Annotated in this window: 6 protein-coding genes; 1 reads left to right on the top strand and 5 read right to left on the bottom strand. The window is 59.2% G+C overall.

Going from position 1 to position 19,968, the window contains the following annotated elements:
* Positions 1–29: 29 nt before the first annotated feature.
* Together BB029_RS13415 and BB029_RS13410 are read right to left on the bottom strand one after the other, a co-directional pair.
* Positions 30–1,715 (bottom strand): cyclic peptide export ABC transporter, encoded by a 1,686-nt coding sequence (locus BB029_RS13415; RefSeq protein ID WP_065939523.1) that lies wholly within the window; start codon positions 1,713–1,715, stop codon positions 30–32.
* A gap of 42 nt (positions 1,716–1,757) precedes the next feature.
* Positions 1,758–4,172 carry a penicillin acylase family protein gene (locus BB029_RS13410; RefSeq protein ID WP_065939522.1) on the bottom strand — a complete coding sequence of 805 codons (2,415 nt, stop codon included), beginning with the start codon at positions 4,170–4,172 and terminating at the stop codon, positions 1,758–1,760.
* A gap of 171 nt (positions 4,173–4,343) precedes the next feature.
* Here BB029_RS13410 and BB029_RS13405 point away from each other — a divergent pair, with 171 nt between their 5' ends.
* Positions 4,344–5,105 carry a thioesterase II family protein gene (locus BB029_RS13405; protein ID WP_083236401.1) on the top strand — a complete coding sequence of 254 codons (762 nt, stop codon included), beginning with the start codon at positions 4,344–4,346 and terminating at the stop codon, positions 5,103–5,105.
* Between the two features lie 32 nt (positions 5,106–5,137).
* Here the strand turns inward: BB029_RS13405 and sbnB are convergent, their stop codons facing one another.
* The 3 genes from sbnB to BB029_RS33770 are packed head-to-tail and all read right to left on the bottom strand — an operon-like array spanning position 5,138 to position 19,047.
* Positions 5,138–6,160: a 2,3-diaminopropionate biosynthesis protein SbnB gene (sbnB, locus tag BB029_RS13400; RefSeq protein ID WP_065939521.1), complete on the bottom strand. Its 1,023-nt coding sequence runs from the start codon at positions 6,158–6,160 to the stop codon at positions 5,138–5,140.
* Between the two features lie 24 nt (positions 6,161–6,184).
* Entirely contained in the window at positions 6,185–7,174 is a 990-nt protein-coding gene (gene sbnA, locus BB029_RS13395) for a 2,3-diaminopropionate biosynthesis protein SbnA (RefSeq protein ID WP_065939520.1), read from the bottom strand.
* Between the two features lie 11 nt (positions 7,175–7,185).
* Positions 7,186–19,047 carry a non-ribosomal peptide synthetase gene (locus BB029_RS33770; protein ID WP_256558252.1) on the bottom strand — a complete coding sequence of 3,954 codons (11,862 nt, stop codon included), beginning with the start codon at positions 19,045–19,047 and terminating at the stop codon, positions 7,186–7,188.
* Between the last annotated feature and the right edge of the window lie 921 nt (positions 19,048–19,968).

Here is a 19,968-nt window from a genome sequence, read left to right as displayed (position 1 = left end):
ACATTGATCGCGGCGCAGCAAAGGCCCTGTTACCCTTCGCGATACGGCACTTTTACAGGCGTGCGGCTATCAACCAACTTGCCGGACTCCATCACCAGGATCTGATCAGCGATATCGAAATAACGATCGTCGTGACTGATGATCACGACCGCCTTGTCCCGCGCGCGTAACGACGGAAGAATCTTGCGATAGAAAACCTCCTTGAAGGCAGGATCCTGGTCGGCCGCCCATTCATCGAAGACATACAGCGATCGATCCTCCATCAGCGCAACCATCAAGGCCAGACGTTTGCGTTGACCGTCAGAGAGAGCCAGGGTCGAAAACTGCCCATCCTCGATAGAGACTTTGTCTTCCAGCCCCAGGTCGACAAGGTGCATGCGCGCTTGCGCCAGGACGCGGTCGTCCAACGGACACAGCAGACGCTCGAACAGGTGGTAGTCGGAATAGATAGCCGAGACCTCCTGACGAAAACTCTCTCGAGACCTATCGGTCACGGGGTGCTCGCCAAAATGAATCCCGCCCTTCATGGGTAGATAATGCAGCGAGATCATTTTGCACAACGTGGATTTTCCAGAGCCATTGCCACCCACGATGAAGGTCAATTGCCCGCGCCTGATTTCAAAACCCACCGGGCCGACGCTGAAACCATCCTTGCGCGAGCTGCGAGGATGCTCGTAGACCAAGTCCTCGAATGTAATATGGCGCCAGGGTTGTACCGCCTCAAGGGCGTTTTGGGAGGGGTCCTCGGACAGCTCCGCGAACACGCGCTCCATACTAGCGACCGCGCTCTTGGCCATCGCGATCGGTGCGATCACATCCATGATCACCGCCACGGGGCCGGATACATAGAGCAGCGCCATCACGATACCGACCAACTCTGTGGTGCTCACCGCGTGATAGTTGATAAATACGAAGGCGACCACGCCGATCACGAAGAAACTCAGCAGGTCGCCATAAGCATTGGCGGCAACCAGCGTGGTGTAGGTCGCTTTGTCCGACTGCAGCAAATCCCGCTCATGGCCCATGACGACTTCATCCAGATAAGTGCGTCGGCTTGCCGAGTTGAGCTTGAGCTCCTTCGCGCCATACACCAGCCCTGTAATGGACTCCTGGAGTTTGCCGAATATCTGGCGCGATTTGCGAAAACTGCGGGTGCTCAAGAACACCGGCACCTGGTGGGTGACCACGCCGAACAGAATGGCCTGGAGTACAAAAACAAACGCTGGACCATTGAGAAAAGCGAGAAAACCCAATATCCCCAACAGGGTCACGCAGTTCATCAGCAGGTCAGGCAGCAGTTGCCCGCCGAGGATGATGCGCTTGACGTCTTCGGTCATTGTCGCCATCAACCGTGGCGCGCCCACACGCTCAAGATTGTGCAGGTCTGCCGAGAGGATTCGCGCATACAACCGGCTGCGCAGGCTCACGGTCATTTCCACCGAAATGCGCGTCAACATCACCCGTGAGGCCGTGCGAGCCACTAGAATGAAAAGGCACAAGGCGAGGAACACCGCCGCCAGCCTGTGATCCGCAATTTCGATGGAAAACAGCGTAAAGGGTTGGCTGTCCGCAACAGTCTCCCCTTCGCCTGCGCCGCGCAGGCTGCTCAGCACAATCGGTATGAGAAAGGCATAGCACACGCCTGCCAGGCACCCTAGTACCACGGCGGCAAAGAGTCGGTTGGGCGCCTGGCGCCCGAATTCACTGATCAGCATGTCGATTACCGTTGTTGCAGCATGGGTTTCAAGCCAGATGGCTTATCTGGCAGAGGGCTCGGCATCGTCGAGTTTCACGTAATGACCTTGCTCGAAAGGCACCACCATGTCGGCGTAGTGCGGGCTCAATACGTTTCCAGACTGCCCTGTGGAGTTCATGTAGACGTGCTCGCTGTGCTCAGGGCCCATTTGCATGATCTGGCGGAAGCCGGCACCGGAGTATTTGAGGTAGCCCTCGGAATTCTTGAACACCGAATAGGCGATGTTGATGGTGTCCGTCGAGCCCGGTGTGCCGACCTTGCGTTCGAATAACGCATTGAGCGGTTTAACATTGCTGAAGGGAATATGCTCATAAAACGCACGCTGGATCTCACCCCACTTCCAGTTGCTCATGTCATCGCCCTTCAGCTTGCCGAGTTCATCCAGAGCTGCGTCCAGCGAACGTGACAGCGCATCGGCGCACGGTAGCGGCGACTGTGCCTGATCACACCAGGGGCTGGCAGGTTCAGTCAGCGAAGCGTACAAATCATCCGTCGTGGTACGCGCCATCAATGCGTTCAAATAGGTGTTATGACCCTTGGAGTTCCACGGCACCTTGATTCTTTTGCCGTACAACTGGGTGGCAAGATGGCGCATCCACACATTGAAGATCGACGCCGCCTGACTGTCCATGGCCATCTGGCCGTCCCACTGTTCAATGTACTTCAGGGCCGACTGCTGACGCGCCGTTCGGCCCTCGACCTTTTTCAGTACGGCCTGCATCTTGACTGCAGGCAAGCTCAGCACATCCAGCTGAATCTTCTGATGGGATTCAATGCCTATCCCTGTCCCGTTTGCTTTGTACAGGTCCAGCAACTGGGTAATGCGTTGCGCGCGCCCCGGCGGCGCCCAGTCGTTGGAAATGAAATACGGGTACTCGGGCCCTACTACCCGGTTATTGGCCGACACCAGGTAGCCGCTGGGCGGGTTGTAGCTGCGGGGCATTTCGCTTGCAGGGATGTATCCCTTCCATGCATAGGCGTCTGTTTCGCCGGCAACGGGCAAGCTTCCCTCGCCTTGCTGGCGAATCGGGATTCGCCCTGCCCCCAGGTAGCCGATATTCCCCTTGGTATCTGCATACAGGAAATTCATCGCCGGGGACACGAACAAGGCCAGGGCCGACTGAAACGTCGCCCAATCCTGGGCGTAATTCAGTTTCAGCAACGCCTCATACGTCGTGTCCCCGGGATCCAGGGCCACCCAACGCAACGATGCGGTTGCGTCCAGCGCCGTTTCGCTGTCAGTAATCACGGGGCCATGGCGGGTGGAGCGCACCCGGATGTCTACCGGCTGGAGCGGCGGGCGCAAACTGGACGGGAAATCCGACCGCACTTGAATACTTTCCGTTCGACTCGCAAAGTTTTCCCAGTGACCGTTACTCAAGTACTGCCCGGGCCTGCGTGTATCGGTGGTTTCGAAATACAGGTCCTGCACATCCGCCGTCATACTGGTCGCCGCCCAAGCCAGGTCCGCATTACGCCCGAGCACCACGATGGGAAGCCCCACCAGACTCATGCCAGAACTCCTCAAGCGTGAGCCTTTGAGCACGACCGGATACCACCACGATGGCATGCTCAACCCCAGGTGCGGATCATTGGCGAGAATTGCATGCCCGTCTGTGGACAATCGCCCTGCCACGGCCCAGGCATTGCTACCCAGCCATTTGCCACCCAAATGCAATTCATCCTGAACGCTCTGCGTAAGCCCCATGACCGATGTCAAGGCCTTCGCCCTGGCTTGCGCCTGGGTGTTCACGATAACGGGTTGCCCCTGGCCGCGATCCCGATAGAGGAAGGTCATCTCCTCTTTGGAAAGGTACTGGTTGCTGATGTAGCGCTCGATTTCTTCACTGAAGTTGCCCGACAGGTTCAAGGAGAACACTTTGATCCAGGCCAATGAGTCTGCAGGCGTCCAGGGCTCCGGCTTGATGCCCAGCGCAGTGAACTCCACCGGCAACGTGGGATGGCTGCCAATCCAGGCATTGATGCCCTCGGCATAGGCGTCAAGCGAATCCCGGGCTTCGGCGCTCAGGGCGGGCACGGCCGCCTGGGCGGCCCGGTACAGCCCCAATGTCCGGAACCAGGCGTCCTGCTTGACCATGCCTTGCCCGAACAGCTCACTCAAGCGTCCCTGGGCAATGCGCCGCTGTCGCTCAAGCTGCCATAAACGGTCTTGAGCGTGGGCATAGCCCAGGGCATAGAAGACCTCTCGATCATTACCAGCTTCGATATGCGGCACTCCCTGTTCGTCACGCAGGATATGCGCCATAGGGTTGCTCGAAACGTCGCCCTGCAACAGCTGCGTGTCCTGCTCGGGAAGCGCCGAGCGCAATTGATGAACGATCAGCCCCAACACGACCAGCAATGGAATGACGATGATCAAGATGACGCGCGTCAACAGTGGAAATTTCTTGCTCAAGAACTGAATCCTTTCATATCAATGCCTATGACCCGGTGGTCTTCAGGACACCATGCAAACCTTGGGAAGCGCTCACCGGTCATGCACAATGCGCCAATGCGTTCCAAACACTGCGCGGGACAGGTCCACCATAGGCTGCACCTCCCACGCTTTTTCATGACACCCTGATGGATGAATCTTGTGACCCCATCGTACAGTTCTTCTCCCTGGCTCATACATCCAGTGCCTGCAGTACGTAGCCGACAGCTGTATTGCTTCCCCTACGCGGGCGGCAGCGCATCGAGCTTCGCCAACTGGCAAAAGCACCTGGGCGCCCTTGCCGATGTTTACGGCGTACAACTGCCAGGCCGAGGAACGCGGTTCTCGGAGCCCCCGCTGGTCAGCATGGATCACGTCGTGACCCCCTTGGCCGAATGCATCGCACAGGACGTCAGAGGCCCGTTCTTTTTCTTTGGCCATAGCCTGGGCGCTCTGGTGGCATTCGAAGTCAGCCGAAAGCTGCAGGCTTGGGGCTTGCCACCAGAGAAACTGTTTGTCTCTGGCTGTAATGCACCACCACTCTTCAATCTGGACCGGGGCACGATGGCTCTGGATGACCACTCGCTGACCATATGGCTGCGAAAAAACAATGGCACCCCCACCGACGTCCTTGAAAATCGCGAGTTCATGGCGTTGCTCATCCCCCTTATCCGCGCCGACCTGCACATGGCTCGCAGCTACACCTACCGCCCAGGCCCTGCGTTGCAGTGCCCGATCATCGTGTTGAACGGAACCGGGGATTTTCAGGTCAGCCCTGATAAAACCAACCGCTGGGCTGAAGAAACAGCGAGCCCGTGCCGCACCCACAGCTTTGAAGGTGACCACTTTTTCATCAACACCCAGCTGGATGCGGTCATCGCCTGCCTGAAACGGGAAATGGCCACAAGCACCTGAGCGCGCACCTGTACTCAGCGCTCCCAGGCGCCTCAGCTTGACCAGGACAGATTGGGAATATGAAACCCCGGGATCTCCATGGCTGTACCGGCCTTGGTCGCCGCTTCGAGCACCAGGCTCGCCACGGCCAGATCCAGTACGCCCAGGCCGAACGGTGAAAACACTCGAGGTCTGGAGAAATCCGGTTGCAGCGTGCCGCTCGCCAGATCGGCAAACGTACCGGCGACAAATGCCCTGGAACCCAATTGTTGCTCGGCCAGGTGCAACGAGGTATTTGCCTTCATACTGTGTTCCACATCATCGGTAATGTTCTGCACAGAGGCGATGACTTCCGGTGCCAGGTCACGCAAGGACAAATGCAGCACTGTCGGCGCCTGTGCAAACACACCGGCATCGTGAACATAGGGCGTGGCAGCAGTGGTGGCAAACACCACCAGATCCGCGTCGCGGCAAGCCTGCTCCAGGTCTACCGCGCGTTGGGCAGATGTGCATTTGCCCTCCAGCCAGCCACAGAATCGGTCGGCACTATCAGCGTGATGGTCATGCACCACAACCTCCCCCAGTGACCAGTTGCGGCCGATGAGGTACTCGACCACATGCCGTGCAATCAAGCCGGCCCCCACAATCGCCAGACGCTGACTGCTACGGCCACGTCCAGACAACCTCTCGGCCGCCAGCACTGCCGAAGCCGCCGTGCGATGTGCACTGATCTGTGAGGCTTCCAGGCAGGCCCTTGGAAACCCGGTCGTGTAGTCGTTGAGAACCAGCACGGCAGAAGCCCGGGGCAGGTCCAATGCGGCGTTGGTCGGAAAGCTGGAGATCCATTTAAGCCCGGCGCAATCGAACGCACCTCCCAGGTAAGCTGGCAACGCGATAATGCGCGCCGAAGGCTTTTCGGCAAACCGCAGGAAGTAACTGTCCGGGTTCTCGGACTGGCCCTGCGCATGCAACAGATAGGCCTGCTCGACAACCTCGGCGATCGCATCGTGGGCGCGGGCCAGGACGTCGGTCACGGCGACACCCGGAACCAGGGTGAATGAAGGGGTAACGTTCAAAAAACATGCTCCTTGAATAAAAATTCAGTAACCGGTCGGCAACGCGCCGTAATGGTCGATGACCCAGTCATCGTCATAAATGGTATCCAGGTACTTGTCACCGGTATCCGGAGCGATCACAACCACGGTCTGCCCGTCCTGGAATTGCGACTCAAGTGCACGCACCGCAGCCAACACCGTGCCTGAAGAACCACCCAGCAGCAGACTGTAATTGCGGGCAATGTGCCGACAGGCCCGTATGGTCTCCCGTTCCTCAACCTGTATGACCTGATCTGGCAAAGTGGTATCCAACAACTCAGGCACTCGGCCGCCTCCCAGCCCGGGGATCCTGCGAACTCCCGCCGGCCCGCCGAAAATCACGGAACCAACGGGATCGACGGCAACCAGGCGGGTAGAGGGCGACTCGCGGCGAAATACCTCGGCGCACCCCATGAACGTGCCAGAGGTGCCGACCCCCAACACCAGCCAGTCGGGACGTGGGATGTGCGCCAGGATTTCACGCGCCGTTTCCCGGGCATGCACCCCTTTGTTTGCCGGGTTTGCATACTGGTTTAACCACAGGCAATCGGGCTCTTCGAGCACTATCTGCCGCACCCTGGCAATTCGGGCACCCACAAAACCTTCAACCGGGTGAGGTTCAGACACCGAGACTATCTGCGCGCCATAGGCACGCATTGCCAACAGGTTGCTGCGCGACATGGATGGATCGGTGGCACAAATGAAACGGTAACCGCGCTGCTGACATGCGCAACTGAGGGCCACGCCTAGGTTGCCGGAGGACGACTCCACAATAGTGGTTTTGCCCGGCACTGCCCCTCCCAGCCTTTCGGCGTCATCGAGCAACGCGAGCGCGGTCTTGATCTTGATGGACCCGGTGATGTTAAAGCCCTCGAGCTTGGCAATCACTCGTGCACGCTCGCTGAACCCCTCAAGCTCATAAAACAGATCGCGAAAGATCAGGTCTTGGGGCTGCCTTGCCAACTTCCGGGGAGCGGCTGGCGATAGTCTGCTCATAGCAACATTCATTATTGACTGATCTCTGAAATTGCAGCGCCAAGATCTTCAATGGCGACTGAGTCGAAGCGGTCGGATACCCGCTCCTGAGTGGTGTCGTCACGGCCTTCAAGGATATCCAGCGCCTTGGTCAATTCAGACTCGAACACTCGGGCGACTTCAAGCACCCGCTCCCGTGAGATCCGTGCCAGGTCAAGTGTCCAGTGCAGCTCTACCGCCTGCTCACGCACCAGGACATCCAGTTGTACCGCGCAAGGGTTGACACTCATACTGTCGCGAACCGTTCCGCCGCCCGCCTCGATGAAGCTGAGTGGGCCTGGAACACCACCGGCCCGGGAAACGCGGCCGAAATAGTTGAACGCGATTTCCGCAGGTGGCAACTCTGACAAAGCCTGACGCATCGAAGCGTCAGGGCTGAAATGCTTGAGCACGCCGAAACCGACCTGATGCCTTTTGGCGAACCGTATCTGCTCCAGCAGCCCCTCAATTTGCCGATCCACATTCGCATGCTCGTTGACGCGCAGGCGCATGGGGTACTCCGTCGCAAACCAGCCAACGGTCTGGCTCAGGTCCAGCTCATCAAACAGATCCCGGCCATGCCCCTCCATGAGGACGATCACATCGTTGTTGCCAAACCGCTGTTTCAATCCAAGGATCAAGGCGGTCAATAACACCTCTTCGACGCTGGCACCTGCCAGGCGCGGCGCTGGCTGGGTCAAACGGTGAGCGCTGTGCGAGTCGATCATCGTGGTGATGATCGCGGTACCCGCCGGTTCGCCTCCTGGCGATCCGGCAATCGGATGAGCCTGGCCCACACGCGCCTGCTCCACCCAAAATGGCCATTGGTCACGCAGTACTTGGGACTCCGCCAGGGCGATATGACGCTCTACCCACTCCCTGTAGCTCGCGCCTTTGCTCGGTAACATCGGTGAACGCTGCGCCGCCAGAGCCTGGAGCAAGTGCGACAGTTGATCCACGATAATCCGCCACGACACCGCATCAATCACCAAATGGTGTGCCACCAGCAATATCTTGCAGGTGCCGCCATCGCCAGCCGGTTGTACGGCCACTCGCATAATCGGTCCGTGCTCGAGCGAAAGGCCCGCGTTGAGTTGGGCTTCAGCAGCCTGGAAGGCTTCAGTGTTGTCATGAGCGATAAGCGTCAACGGAATATCCGGACACTCTGCCACCGGCGAATACACCTGATGCCAGCGCCCGTGCTCATTGACGAAACGCATGCGCAGCGCGTCGTTGCGATGCAGCAGATGCCGCAAGGCGTCGCGCAAGAGCGGCTCGTTGAGCGCTTCGCTACAGTGCAGCACGACGGCCTGGTTCCAATGGTTGATGTTCGCGTGCCCCGCGACAAAAAAATCCATTTGGTTGGGCGCCAGCGCAAAGTCACCGTGAAGCGGCTCGTCTCGATTGTCCTCACTGAACTGCCCGATAGTGGCAGCAGCCAGGTCGCCAATGGTCTGATGACGGAACACTTGCCGAGTCTTAAGTTTCAGGCCCTGCTTGGCCGCCATCGAAACCATTTGGATTGCCAGAATCGAATCGCCGCCCAACGCAAAGAAGTTGGCTCGAATGCCTACCCGTTTGACGCCGAGCAACTCCCCCCAGATCTGGCACAGAATGCGCTCGGCTTGGGTACGAGGCTCATCAAGCGGGGTTTCTTCTTGTACCAACTGCACTTTCGGCAACGCTCGCCGGTTGACTTTGCCGTTGCGCAGCAGTGGAAAGTCGTCCAATACAACCAGGGTTCCAGGCACCATATAGCTAGGTAGGCGCTCAGCCAGTTTTTCCCGCAGCCGTTGCAATAGGACCTGTTGGGCACGGTTACGCAGGGGATTGCTCGACAACGCGATGGCATCGGTATCAATGTCTTCCACGACCGGCCAGGAGATTTCCTGGCGACTGACCAGCAGATCGAACCCGAAGGCTGCTTGGCTGACGGAACTGAACCCCGTCTGCACCACATAGCCTTGCACAGCGAGCTCGTGAATCAGCTCATCGGGGCAGACCCTCGTCGGCATCGCCAACAGACGCATCTGCTCACGCAGTTCACCGACAGTCCTGAGCGATTCATTGGCGGCCAGGCAACTGGCCGCTCGGCACTCAGCCTCCAGCCGCAGATTCGGAACGCCCGTGATCAGCAGAGTCTCGACGCGACTGTCACGCAGTCGCTGCACAATCCCCGATCCCGCCACGTCCTGCCAAGTGACGCTGTCGATCACGTTGCTGGCGCGCGTATCCAGCATCAGCACGATATCCAGTCTGTAACGCACCAACTCGTTGTCAAACGGCCCGCGCTTGAGCCACTTGCGCACCCCGACAGGTCGACCGTCGAGGCCACTTTCGGCCAGCAGCCCGTTGAAGAAACGATTGGACAGCAATAGCTCCTTGTCGCGGGTGATCGCTACACGCGTGCGCTCCGCCAACTCGGCCAACGACAACTCATCCTCACTGCCGGTCAACTGCACTGCTTGGTGAAACGGTTCGAGCATTTCCAGTGCACGGATGTCACCCAGGAATATATGACCGCCCTTCACCAACTTGCGGCTGGCCGCCTCCAATACATTGCGCAGGTACGACTCACCTGGGAAGTACTGGACCACCGAGTTGAGGATGATGCAGTCAAACCCTGTCTCGTCGATAAGCTCGAGTTCATGGGCCGCGCATTGGCTGACCTCCACGTGGTCCCAATCCGGATGTCGCTCGGCCAGCGACACTTGCAATTGGGAAATGACCACTGCAGACAAGTCGATCCCGCGATAACGCTCGCAGCCCTCAGCGAGCCGGAACAGCAGCATGCCGGTACCGCAGCCGATCTCCAGAATTCTGCGCGGCTTCAATGACTGGATCCGCTCGACGGTCTGGTCCAGCCAGGAACGCATCTGCTGCGCGGGGATAGCGTCGGAGGTGAAACTATCTACCCAGCCTCGGGTGTCGAAAGTCGGGTCAATCGGCGCTTGTGGGTGTGCCGGCTCAACCGCGCGCTCATCACCGTCCTGATAGTAAAATTCGTAGATCGACTGCCATTCCGCAGTGCGATCATGGTTGGCATGATCGGCGATGAAGGCCTCCACTTGCGGCCAGTCTGCGGCCACGTAACCGACCAATCGCGTCTGCGTCTCCCCCGCCGCAATCACGACACTCTGGCGTACCAGGGCATCTTCATTGAGCACCGCTTCGACCTCACCCAACTCGATACGGCATCCACGGATCTTGACCTGATTGTCGACGCGTCCGAGAAACTCGAGCACGCCATCGGGGCGCCAGCGTGCCAGATCACCGGTCCGGTACAGCCCATACGGGCTGCCCGCATTGAAAGGGTCTTCGAGGAACTGCCGCTGGGTCGCTTGCGGGTTGTTCAGATACCCCGCGCCCACGGCGATGCCAGTGACACATAACTCGCCGGCAGCCCCCATTGGCACGATGTTCAGGTGCTCGTCCACCAGGTAGATGCGTACGTTACCGACCGGACGCCCGATAGGAATGGATACGGCATCGACCTCCGGCATGTGCGTGATGACGTGATGGGTCACATCATCCGAACATTCTGCCGGGCCATAGGCGTTCATTAGCGGAATATTCGGGAACACCACAAACCAGCGACGACACAGCGCCACGGTCAACGGCTCGCCAGTGGAGATCAGCCAACGCAGCTTCGCAAACAGCGTCGACGCACCGGCCGCACTGGCGGCGGTGATCGCCAAGTCGAGGAAGCTGGGCACCACCTGCAAGACGGTGACCGCCTCATGGTCGATGGCATCGATGAGCGCACGAGGGTTTTGCGCCATTTCATCATCGTAGATCCGCACACGCCCACCAACGACCAGCGCCGACAACATCTGCCACACGCAGATATCGAAGGTCTGCGGTGCTGTCTGTGCTACGCAGTCCCCGGTCTGCAACGACAGGTCGCTGATCTTGGCCCACAGGTGATTCATCATGCCGCGGTGCTGCACGATAGCCCCTTTGGGCCTGCCGGTGGAGCCAGACGTGAACATCACATACGCTGCAGCGTCAGCAACATCCTCATTAGGTTTGATGTCCTCCCCCCCCGCGAGGGGCACCACCAAGCGAACAGGCAGGTCGATAATCCCGACTTCCTGGCCTGCCTGGCGCGCCACCAAGCAGGCATCACCAACGCTGGGCGTCAGGTCATCGGTACACAGCACATGCCTGACGCTCGACTCCAGCAACAATTCACCAATGCGTCGCGATGGCCAGTTGGGGTCCAGCGGCAGGTAAACCGCCGACACTCGCCATAACGCCAGCATCGACACCAGCAATGGCACATCTCGATGGCAGATAACGGCCACCACGTCACCGGACTGCACACCCTCCGTCCGCAAACGCAGCGCAAGCAAACGGGCCTGCTCGTCCAGTTCGAGGTAGCTCAAGGCGCCCGATTCGCCTACCACGGCTTGGGCATCGGGAGTACGCGTCACCCAATCGGCAAAGATCTCAAGAAACGACCGTTGCTCCCACGCCACCGCTGTCTGGTTAAACTGATTAAGCAGGCGGTCTTTTTCGGCGTCGCCAATGATATCGATCTGGCTGATAGGTCGGCCAGGCTCGAGCAACACGCCCTGCAGCAACCGCAACAAACAATCAAGCAGTCGGTCGACCGTCTCGACTTTGTACAGCTGGTTGTTATAGATGGCCTGCAACGTCAGGCCCTGGCTGGTTCTGTGGGCGTTGAATTCCAGATCCAGGCGCGCAATGCCAATGTCGAACGGCAAGGGCTTGAGTGTCAATTGCGACAGGCTGTCCACCGTGAAATCGAACGTCTCTTGCAGGGTGAAAGCAACCTGGAAAATCGGGTTCCTGAACACCTCCCGTTGTGGGCTGAGATCGTTGACGATCATCTGGAACGGCAGGTCCTGGTGATCGTAGGCATCCAGTGCAGTGCCATGCACACGCGCCAGGAGCTGCGCGAACGACGGGTCTGCCGACAGATCGCAACGGATCGCCAGTTGGTTGACCAGCAACCCGCCCAGCTCCTGGGTGTCAGGCGACAAGCGATTGGCACTGTCCGAACCTACAACGATGTCGGTACGACCCGACATGCGCATCAACACAACAGCCAGTGCTGAAACCAACAGAATATGAGTCGAAGTACCTTGCTGCACTGCCAGTTCGTCGAGCGCCTTCAGCAGCGGCTGTACGATGAACAGGCTGGTAATCGCGCCCTGATTGTCCAGAGCATGGGACCGCGAGTAATCCAGGGGCAGTTCGAACGGAACCGGCAGGTCCGCCAGCTGTTCCCGCCAATATCGCAACTGTTCCGACTTGAGCGCCGGCGCCAAATGGTCCTGCTGGCGACGAACGAACTCAGAGTATGTCAACGCAAGCGGTGGGAGCGCGCGCTCCGGCTCGGCGTACTTGGCCGCTATCTCGCGCATGAACAACGCCAGTGACCAGCCATCGGAAACGATATGGTGCACCACCAGCAGCAACTGGTAGTGCTCCTCCCCCAAACGGGTGACCAGCATACGCAGCAAAGGCCCTTGCTCCAGATCGAAGCCCTTGCGCGCCACCTCACGCGCCAGGGCGATACCCGCGTCGATGCGCTGGGATTGGTCGAGCTCGCGCAGGTCGACCGTTTCGAAATCAAAAGCGCACGACTGCACATACCTGACGCGGCCAACGCCATGCTCTTCGAAGAAGCGGCTGCGCAGGCACTCATGCCGAGCGATAACGCACTCGACCGCTGCGCGTACACGCTCGATCGATAGGGAGCCACAGGCCTCCACCAACATCGCATCGTTATACGCCATCGACTGCGGCGCCAACTGCACCATCGCCCACAAGCTGCTTTGGGAGAAGCTCAGCGGATGAACTGAATGAGGCTGCTCTACAGTGGCCGTGCGAGCCTCCAGCGTCACCGGCGCCTGCTGCGAAATCCAGCGAGTCAACGCTTCGACCGTGGCGTTTTCGAAGACAGTGCGCACCGTGACATCGACGCTCAGTGCTTCGCTCAAATGCTTGGCGAACAACATCGCCTTCAATGAGTTGCCACCGGAACGAAAGAAATGCGCATCCGCACTGGCTGGCGCCGCACCCAATGTTCGCGCCCATAGCTGTGAAATGCGTGTGCTCAGTGCCGTTTCCGGTGCTGGCTCGATAACCGGCACGGTGGAGGCCGACGATGTGCCAACCAGACTGAGAATGCCGGACGCATCCAGCTTGCCATTCGGCGTACGCGGCAGGCGCGGCATCACGAGAAAACGGACGGGCACCATACCCAGCGGCAGGTGATCCAGGGCGAAATGCCGCAGCGCGTCCTCCGACAGCACTTGACCGGTGGCCGGCACGATGGCGGCAACCAACTGATCAGCCTCCAGTACCACGGCACAGTCGGCAACCGCCGGATGGGTCATCAAGACATGCTCAATCTCACCGGGTTCGATACGTTGGCCCATGATCTTGAGCTGCCGGTCCTTGCGGCCGAGAAACTTGATCTTGCCATCGGCCAGTCGCATACCGATGTCACCGGTGCGATACAGCCGCCCCTGGTTCGGCACCAGACCGTCGACGAATGCGGTGGCGGTCAGTGGCGCATTGTTCCAGTAACCATTGGCCAAGCAGGCACCGGCGATGTGAATCTCCCCAGGTTCCTCATCCCGCACCGGCTGACCCTCGTCATCCAGGACATGCAAGCTGCTGTTGCTCAACGGTTGCCCCAACGTCAGCACTGCATCGCTTAACTCGCTGCCGCTGACCCAGATGGTCGCTTCCGTAGGCCCATACATGTGCAGGACTCTCGACGGCCCTTCCCGGCGCAGGCGTTGAGCCAGGGTTTCAGGCAAGACTTCCCCGCCTACCAGCAGTACGTCGAGACTGCGCAGAGCACGGCCTGTACGCGGGTTGGCCATCAGTTCGCGCAGTAGGGTCGGTGTGCATTGGAAGTGCGTGACACCATGGCGCTCAATCAGCGCGGCGAGGGAATGGTCGTCACTCACTGAGGCGATCTCACCGGCCCTGGCCCGCACTTCGTCGAGACGCTCAAGGTTCTCAAGCACCTGGTTGGCATCGATCCCGAAGTCAATCAGGCACGCCAGCTCATCCACACCGCGTCGATGGAGATCGCGTGCGCGCTCGACGCACTCCTCGACAGAACCGATGAGGCTGGCGCTTTCCAGATAGCGCTGAACCGCCTGCTCCAACAGCGCGTCACGCGCACGGGAGTCACCCTCGCGCCCCGTCGCCGGGCTGGCCAGATTCATCGCCCCATCAAGGTATTGACGCAATGGGCCACCGGCGACATCCAGCGCCTGTTGCGCAGAGGTACCTACATAGCTATGGAGCATCAAGGCCACATGAGTTTTCTCGCGGGAGGCACGACGGTAACTCGCGATGTTCTCCGTGAGCCCTTCGACATCCTGAGCCAACAAGTGCGTCAGTACGCCGAAACCGGAATAACCCGCCAGTTCAAACGTTTCACGACCGCCGGCGGCGGAAAGCCAGATAGGCAGTTGGGCCTGAACCGGTCTAGGCAGGGTACTGACCGATCGCGTCGAACCATCACTGTCACGAACCGAAACAGCCTCACCCCGCCAAAGACGTGTGAGTACATCGATCCCCTCCTCCATGCTCTGGCGTCGTTGCGCATGCGGCTCTCTGGCCAGGACAAAATCGTCAGGATGCCAGCCCGAGCCGATGGACAAACCCACACGACCGGAGGAAAGCTGGTCCACCATCGCCCAATCTTCAGCCACTCGCACGGGATCATGCAAAGGCATTACCAGGCTGCCCGCACGAATCTGCAGACGCTGGGTGACCATGGCCAGCGCTGCACTGGTTATGGATGGGTTGGGGAATGGCCCACCAAAAGCGTTGAAATGCCGCTCGGGAGTCCAGATTGCGTTAAAGCCCATCGCGTCGGCGCGCCGGGCAGACTCAAGCAGAAGCCGATAAGCGTCGTCAGGCGCTTCACTGGCAAAGAAAAACAAACTCATGTCCGGGCCGGACCGCGGGTTCTTCCTGCCAGATGAAACACTTGGCAGCAACGCTTGAGTATCGTCATGAAGGACAACGGTGTGGCCTTCAGTCAACGGAAACAGCAGTTCGAGCAGCGAAATATCAAACCCGACACTGGTCCCCGACAGCCACACTGACGCAGAGTCAGATGACAAGAGATCGCTCATCGCCGCGCAGAAACTCGACAGGCTGGCTTGCGAAACCGCGACGCCCTTGGGTTTACCCGTCGAGCCCGATGTATAGGAAAGATAGGCCAAGCCCTCGGCCTTACTCAGGGACACGTCCAGAGCCGCCAGATCGGCAGAGACCTGTGTCATTTCAATCAGGTCGGCACACGGGGTTGCTTCATGCAATAGCGTGCGCCCCCGCAGGTCCGTCAGTACCAGGCTGGGTTGTGAGTCCTCCAGGATCAGCCTCAGGCGAGCAGGCGGCTGGTTAGTCGCCAATGGCACATACACCGCCCCGCAACGCATGGTCGCCAGCATGGCGATGACGAACGCCGGTGTCATTGTCGCGCACAGCCCCACCCGGTCCCCCGGCATTACCCCCTGACTGCGCAAGCGTTGGGCACAAGCCTGTACGCGCTGCGCGAGCTCGGCAAACGATACGTGCGTATTGCGATGTATCAGCGCATTAGAGCCGGGGCTGAGCGTCGCGCGCGATACAATCGCGCGTTCTACCGTGAAATCGGCATGCGCTTGTACATCGCTGCTGTCCCGGAGCTTCAGATCACTGTGGTGTGCATAGGGAGTCTCTGCGATGGAAGACAGGGCACGTTCGTAGCACTCACTGAGCTTCATCAACAGCGTCTCATCCACCACACTTCGGTCGACGGCCAGTGATGCCTTGACTTCCTCAGTGAAGGGTTCCACCCAGAAATTCGCCACCAGTTTGAAGCTCGAAGCCTCATGTCCGGACAGCTTGAGCAGCTCCACTCCATGTTCTTGCTTGAGCTTGCGGGCAATGTAGTAGTTGGTGAAATAGAACAGCGTTTCGCTGATCGCATCCCCGCCAGCCAGGGTTTTGATTTCGGCGAACGGCAGGCGTCGATGAACGAGCAAGTCACGCTCGCGGGAAACGACACGGCGGGCCAAGTCTATCCAGCTTTCGTCTTCCAGCTGGATTCGGACCGGAATGCTATTGATGAACAGGCCGACCATACGATCGCCGTCCAGGGTTTCGGGCCGACCGTTGACTACAATCGATGACGCACAGTCGTCCTGCTGGCGAAGAAGGGCCATTACCTTCAAGTGGATGGCAAACAAAAGGCTCTTGAGGGGCAGGTCGTTGTCCTGCGCGATTTGCTTCAGTCGCTCTGCCACCGGGGTAGGCAGCGATATAGGGTGTACATGGACACCCTGTTTCACTGCCACGGCACGGGGCAGCGGCACGAACCGATAACCTTCAAGTTCTTTGCGCCAGAACTCGCGGGCGACGGGGTCGGCGATGGTGGCTTGTTCCAGCTTGACGAACTCTGCGTATCGGGCCTTGGGGGCTGGCGTAGGGAGCGTGTCGGCAAGCAGTGCAAAATACAGCTCGAACAGTTCTGTGAGGATGACCACATCGCTCCAGCCATCGATCAGCGCATGATGGAAACTCATGGTCAACTGCACCGTTCCATCACCACGGATGTGCAGCATCAAGCGCATCATCGGCAGGGCTTCGATATCGAAACGACGACTCTTTTCCTCAGCCATGTACCGTTCAACGACGGCCGACTGCTGCTCAAGCGACAGCTGGCTGATATCTTCGACAATCAGCATGTCCGGTCCATGGGGGTGAACCAGTTGCAGCGGCTGGCTGTACGACACCAAGTCGAACGTAGTACGCAGGACTTCGTAGTTTTGCACAAGCTGGCGCGCCGCCAGAGTCAGTAGCGCCACATCCGGCGCAAATCGCAGATGGTAGCTGAATATGTCGTGGTACAGCGCATCGCTGCCGCCGTGTTCGTTGTGGTAGACCATTGCCAGCTGCAATGTGGCCATTGGATAGGCATCTTCAAGCCCCTGGGGCAGCCGGCGCCTATCCTGTTCGTCAAGCAGTGCAAAGCGCTCCACGGGTTGTTCAGGGCTTACCTTTTGAGCTTGGCAGGCTTGGGCAAGGGCTTGAATCGTGCGGTTGGCAAACACCTCGGCGACCGTGATTTCCACGCCCTGCAGACGAGCTTCACCGACCAACGCAATACTGCGTATCGAATCGCCCCCCAAACTGAAAAAGTCTTCATCGGTACCGACATCGGTCAGCCCCAGGGTTCGGCACCAGACATCCACCAGAAGGCTCTCCAAGGGCGTGACGGGCCGAGTCTTGCTTTCGACTGCGCCGACCTTGAGCGAGTCGATGTGCGCCATTGCCAGCAATGCCTCGCGATCGAGTTTTCCGTGACGCGTCAGTGGAAAGCCGGCAACCGCTACGATCTGCCCCGGCACCATGGCCGCGGGCAAATGCTCCATGAGACAAGCCTGCATACCGAGCAAATCAGGCAGGTCAGAATTACCCGGGACCACATATGCCTTGAGCGTCTCACTGGCCCCCTCGCTGATTTTCATCACCGCCGCTGCACTGATTCGGCAATGCGCCAACAGCAAGGCTTCAATTTCCCCTGGCTCGATACGCACACCGTTGACCTTCATTTGCGCATCAATCCGGCCAACCAACTCAATTTCGCCACTGGCCCGCACCCGTCCCAGGTCTCCTGTACGGTAGAAGCGCTGTGGCGTGTCAAACCAGGGCAGCGTCACGAACGACCTTTGCGTCAATTCGGGCAGGTTACGATAGCCACGACCGACACCCCTGCCGCCAATACAAATTTCACCGAACACATCGGACGGCACCGGGTTCCCCTGGGAATCCAACACCAGAATATGCGTGTAGTCGACGGGCATACCAATCGGCACATGCCCCATGCGAACATCGTCACGGGTCGCCTCGTGACAAATCGAACCCACCACGGTTTCCGTCGGCCCGTACTCGTTGAAAATTCTTGTGGTGACACCGTCGGCCAGCCAAGGCGCAATGACATCCCAGTGCAACATTTCACCGCCAACTACCAGGCTATGTACTGCACCCTTGAAATGCTTCTCGGGGAGGATTTCATTGATCAATTGCAAGTACGAAGGGGTTGCCTTGAGCAGGGTCAAGTTCCCGGCGATCAACTCATCACGCACAGTTTCAATCTGCGCTCCAGCACCGTTGACCGCATCGTCTTCGATGAGGATCACCGTCTGCCCGACCAGCAAGGGGCCGAGCAAGGCAGTCAGGGTCAGGTCAAAGGTCACTGGCGATTGAACGACAGCCCCACGCCCCTTATCGAGTTCATAAGCATGAGCGGCGTACTGGAGGTAATTGGACAATCCACCGTGAGTCAGTTCGACGCCCTTGGGCTGTCCGGTGGAACCCGAGGTATAGAGCACATACGCCAAGTCATCCGGCTCGAGCAGCACCGGCTCGTCTTGGGCTGCGGGGTCAACCGGCAAGGCCTCATCCTGTACCAAGACACAGCGGCGGTTCGCCAATGCCGGATGTTCGTGCCTTGTCGGGTCGACCATGACCAACGCCGCTTCGGCATTATCAAGCACGTAACCCAAGCGTCGGGCCGGCGCGCTGATATCGAGCGGCAGAAACACGCCGCCCATGCGCATCACCGCCACCATTGCGGCGATCAGCTCCGGCGAGCGTGGCATCATCAACGCGATGACGTCACCTCGTCGGCCACCCGCGGCCTCGAGCTGCACGCGCATGCCACTCGCCACGGCATCAAGGGTTTTGTAACTCCAGGCTTGCCCGCCGCAACGCAAAGCAATCCGCTCGCTGGCCCAGCCCAAGGTGCGTTGCAACAACAGGGGAAATGGCAGGTATTGAGTAGATGCCGGCCCCGACACTTGCATCTGCGCAGCGAGCTGCTTCGGGTCTGCAGTCAGAGGCATCTGCAAAGCGATCGCATCGGGCTGTTGCAGGATGGTCGCCAAAATCGCGGAGTAGCCCTGGACTATATGCTCAAGCAATTGCACGTCATACAACGACGGGTCGGCGCTGATATTCACTTGCAGGGATGTGCCTGAATCCACACATGAAAGGACCAATGGCACGCCGGATGCCGAATATTGCAACTCGCCGACTTCAATGCTGACCCGTCCGATCTCGATCCTCTTCTCGATCCGGGTATATAAGAACGAGTAGTTGCACGCCTGTGCCGGGAGCATGAAGGTCGTAACATCCACGGGCTCGCAGATATCCAGGTGCACCTGGCGCACCACGTCCTGGAACGACACCTGCTCTTCGACCGATACACACTGAACCCTCGGCATCGAATACGGCCCGACGCCCGCGCTGTCGCCGACCACTGTTCGAACGTCGGTGCAGACCTCCACCGAGATAGCATGAACGGTGTTCATGCGGGCCACCAATGAAGCCCATGCGGCGAGCAGGACCGCCTCCACGCAAGCGTCCGGAAACAATGAGACCAGGGGTTCCCTCGCGACCTTCAGTTGCATCGAGCAGCGTGCCGGACGCTGCCCAACCCTGGTCGGTACGGAGGTTTCGCCGGAAGGCATCGACGTCAACAACCAGCCCGCGACGTCAGCAAAGGGGATTCTGTGGACTTCGGGCAGAGCGTCGATTCGCCGTGCCACATCCTCAAGAATCATGACGAGGCTGGCGGTATCGACCACCTCGGCGCGGTGGTGCAGTGACACATGAATCAGACCGTCCGGTGCGACCGCAAGCACCGCACCGCCTTGAAGCCAATGCTGATTCGCAGTGTTTCGCTCGGCCTCTCCCACTTGTTCGTGGAAACCACGCAACCACTC

The sequence above is a fragment of the Pseudomonas sp. S3E12 genome (assembly GCF_001702295.1).
Classification (GTDB): Bacteria; Pseudomonadota; Gammaproteobacteria; order Pseudomonadales; family Pseudomonadaceae; genus Aquipseudomonas; species Aquipseudomonas marginalis.
The sequence above is the reverse complement of the archived record's forward strand: the minus strand, read 5'-3'. Positions and strand labels throughout refer to the sequence as shown.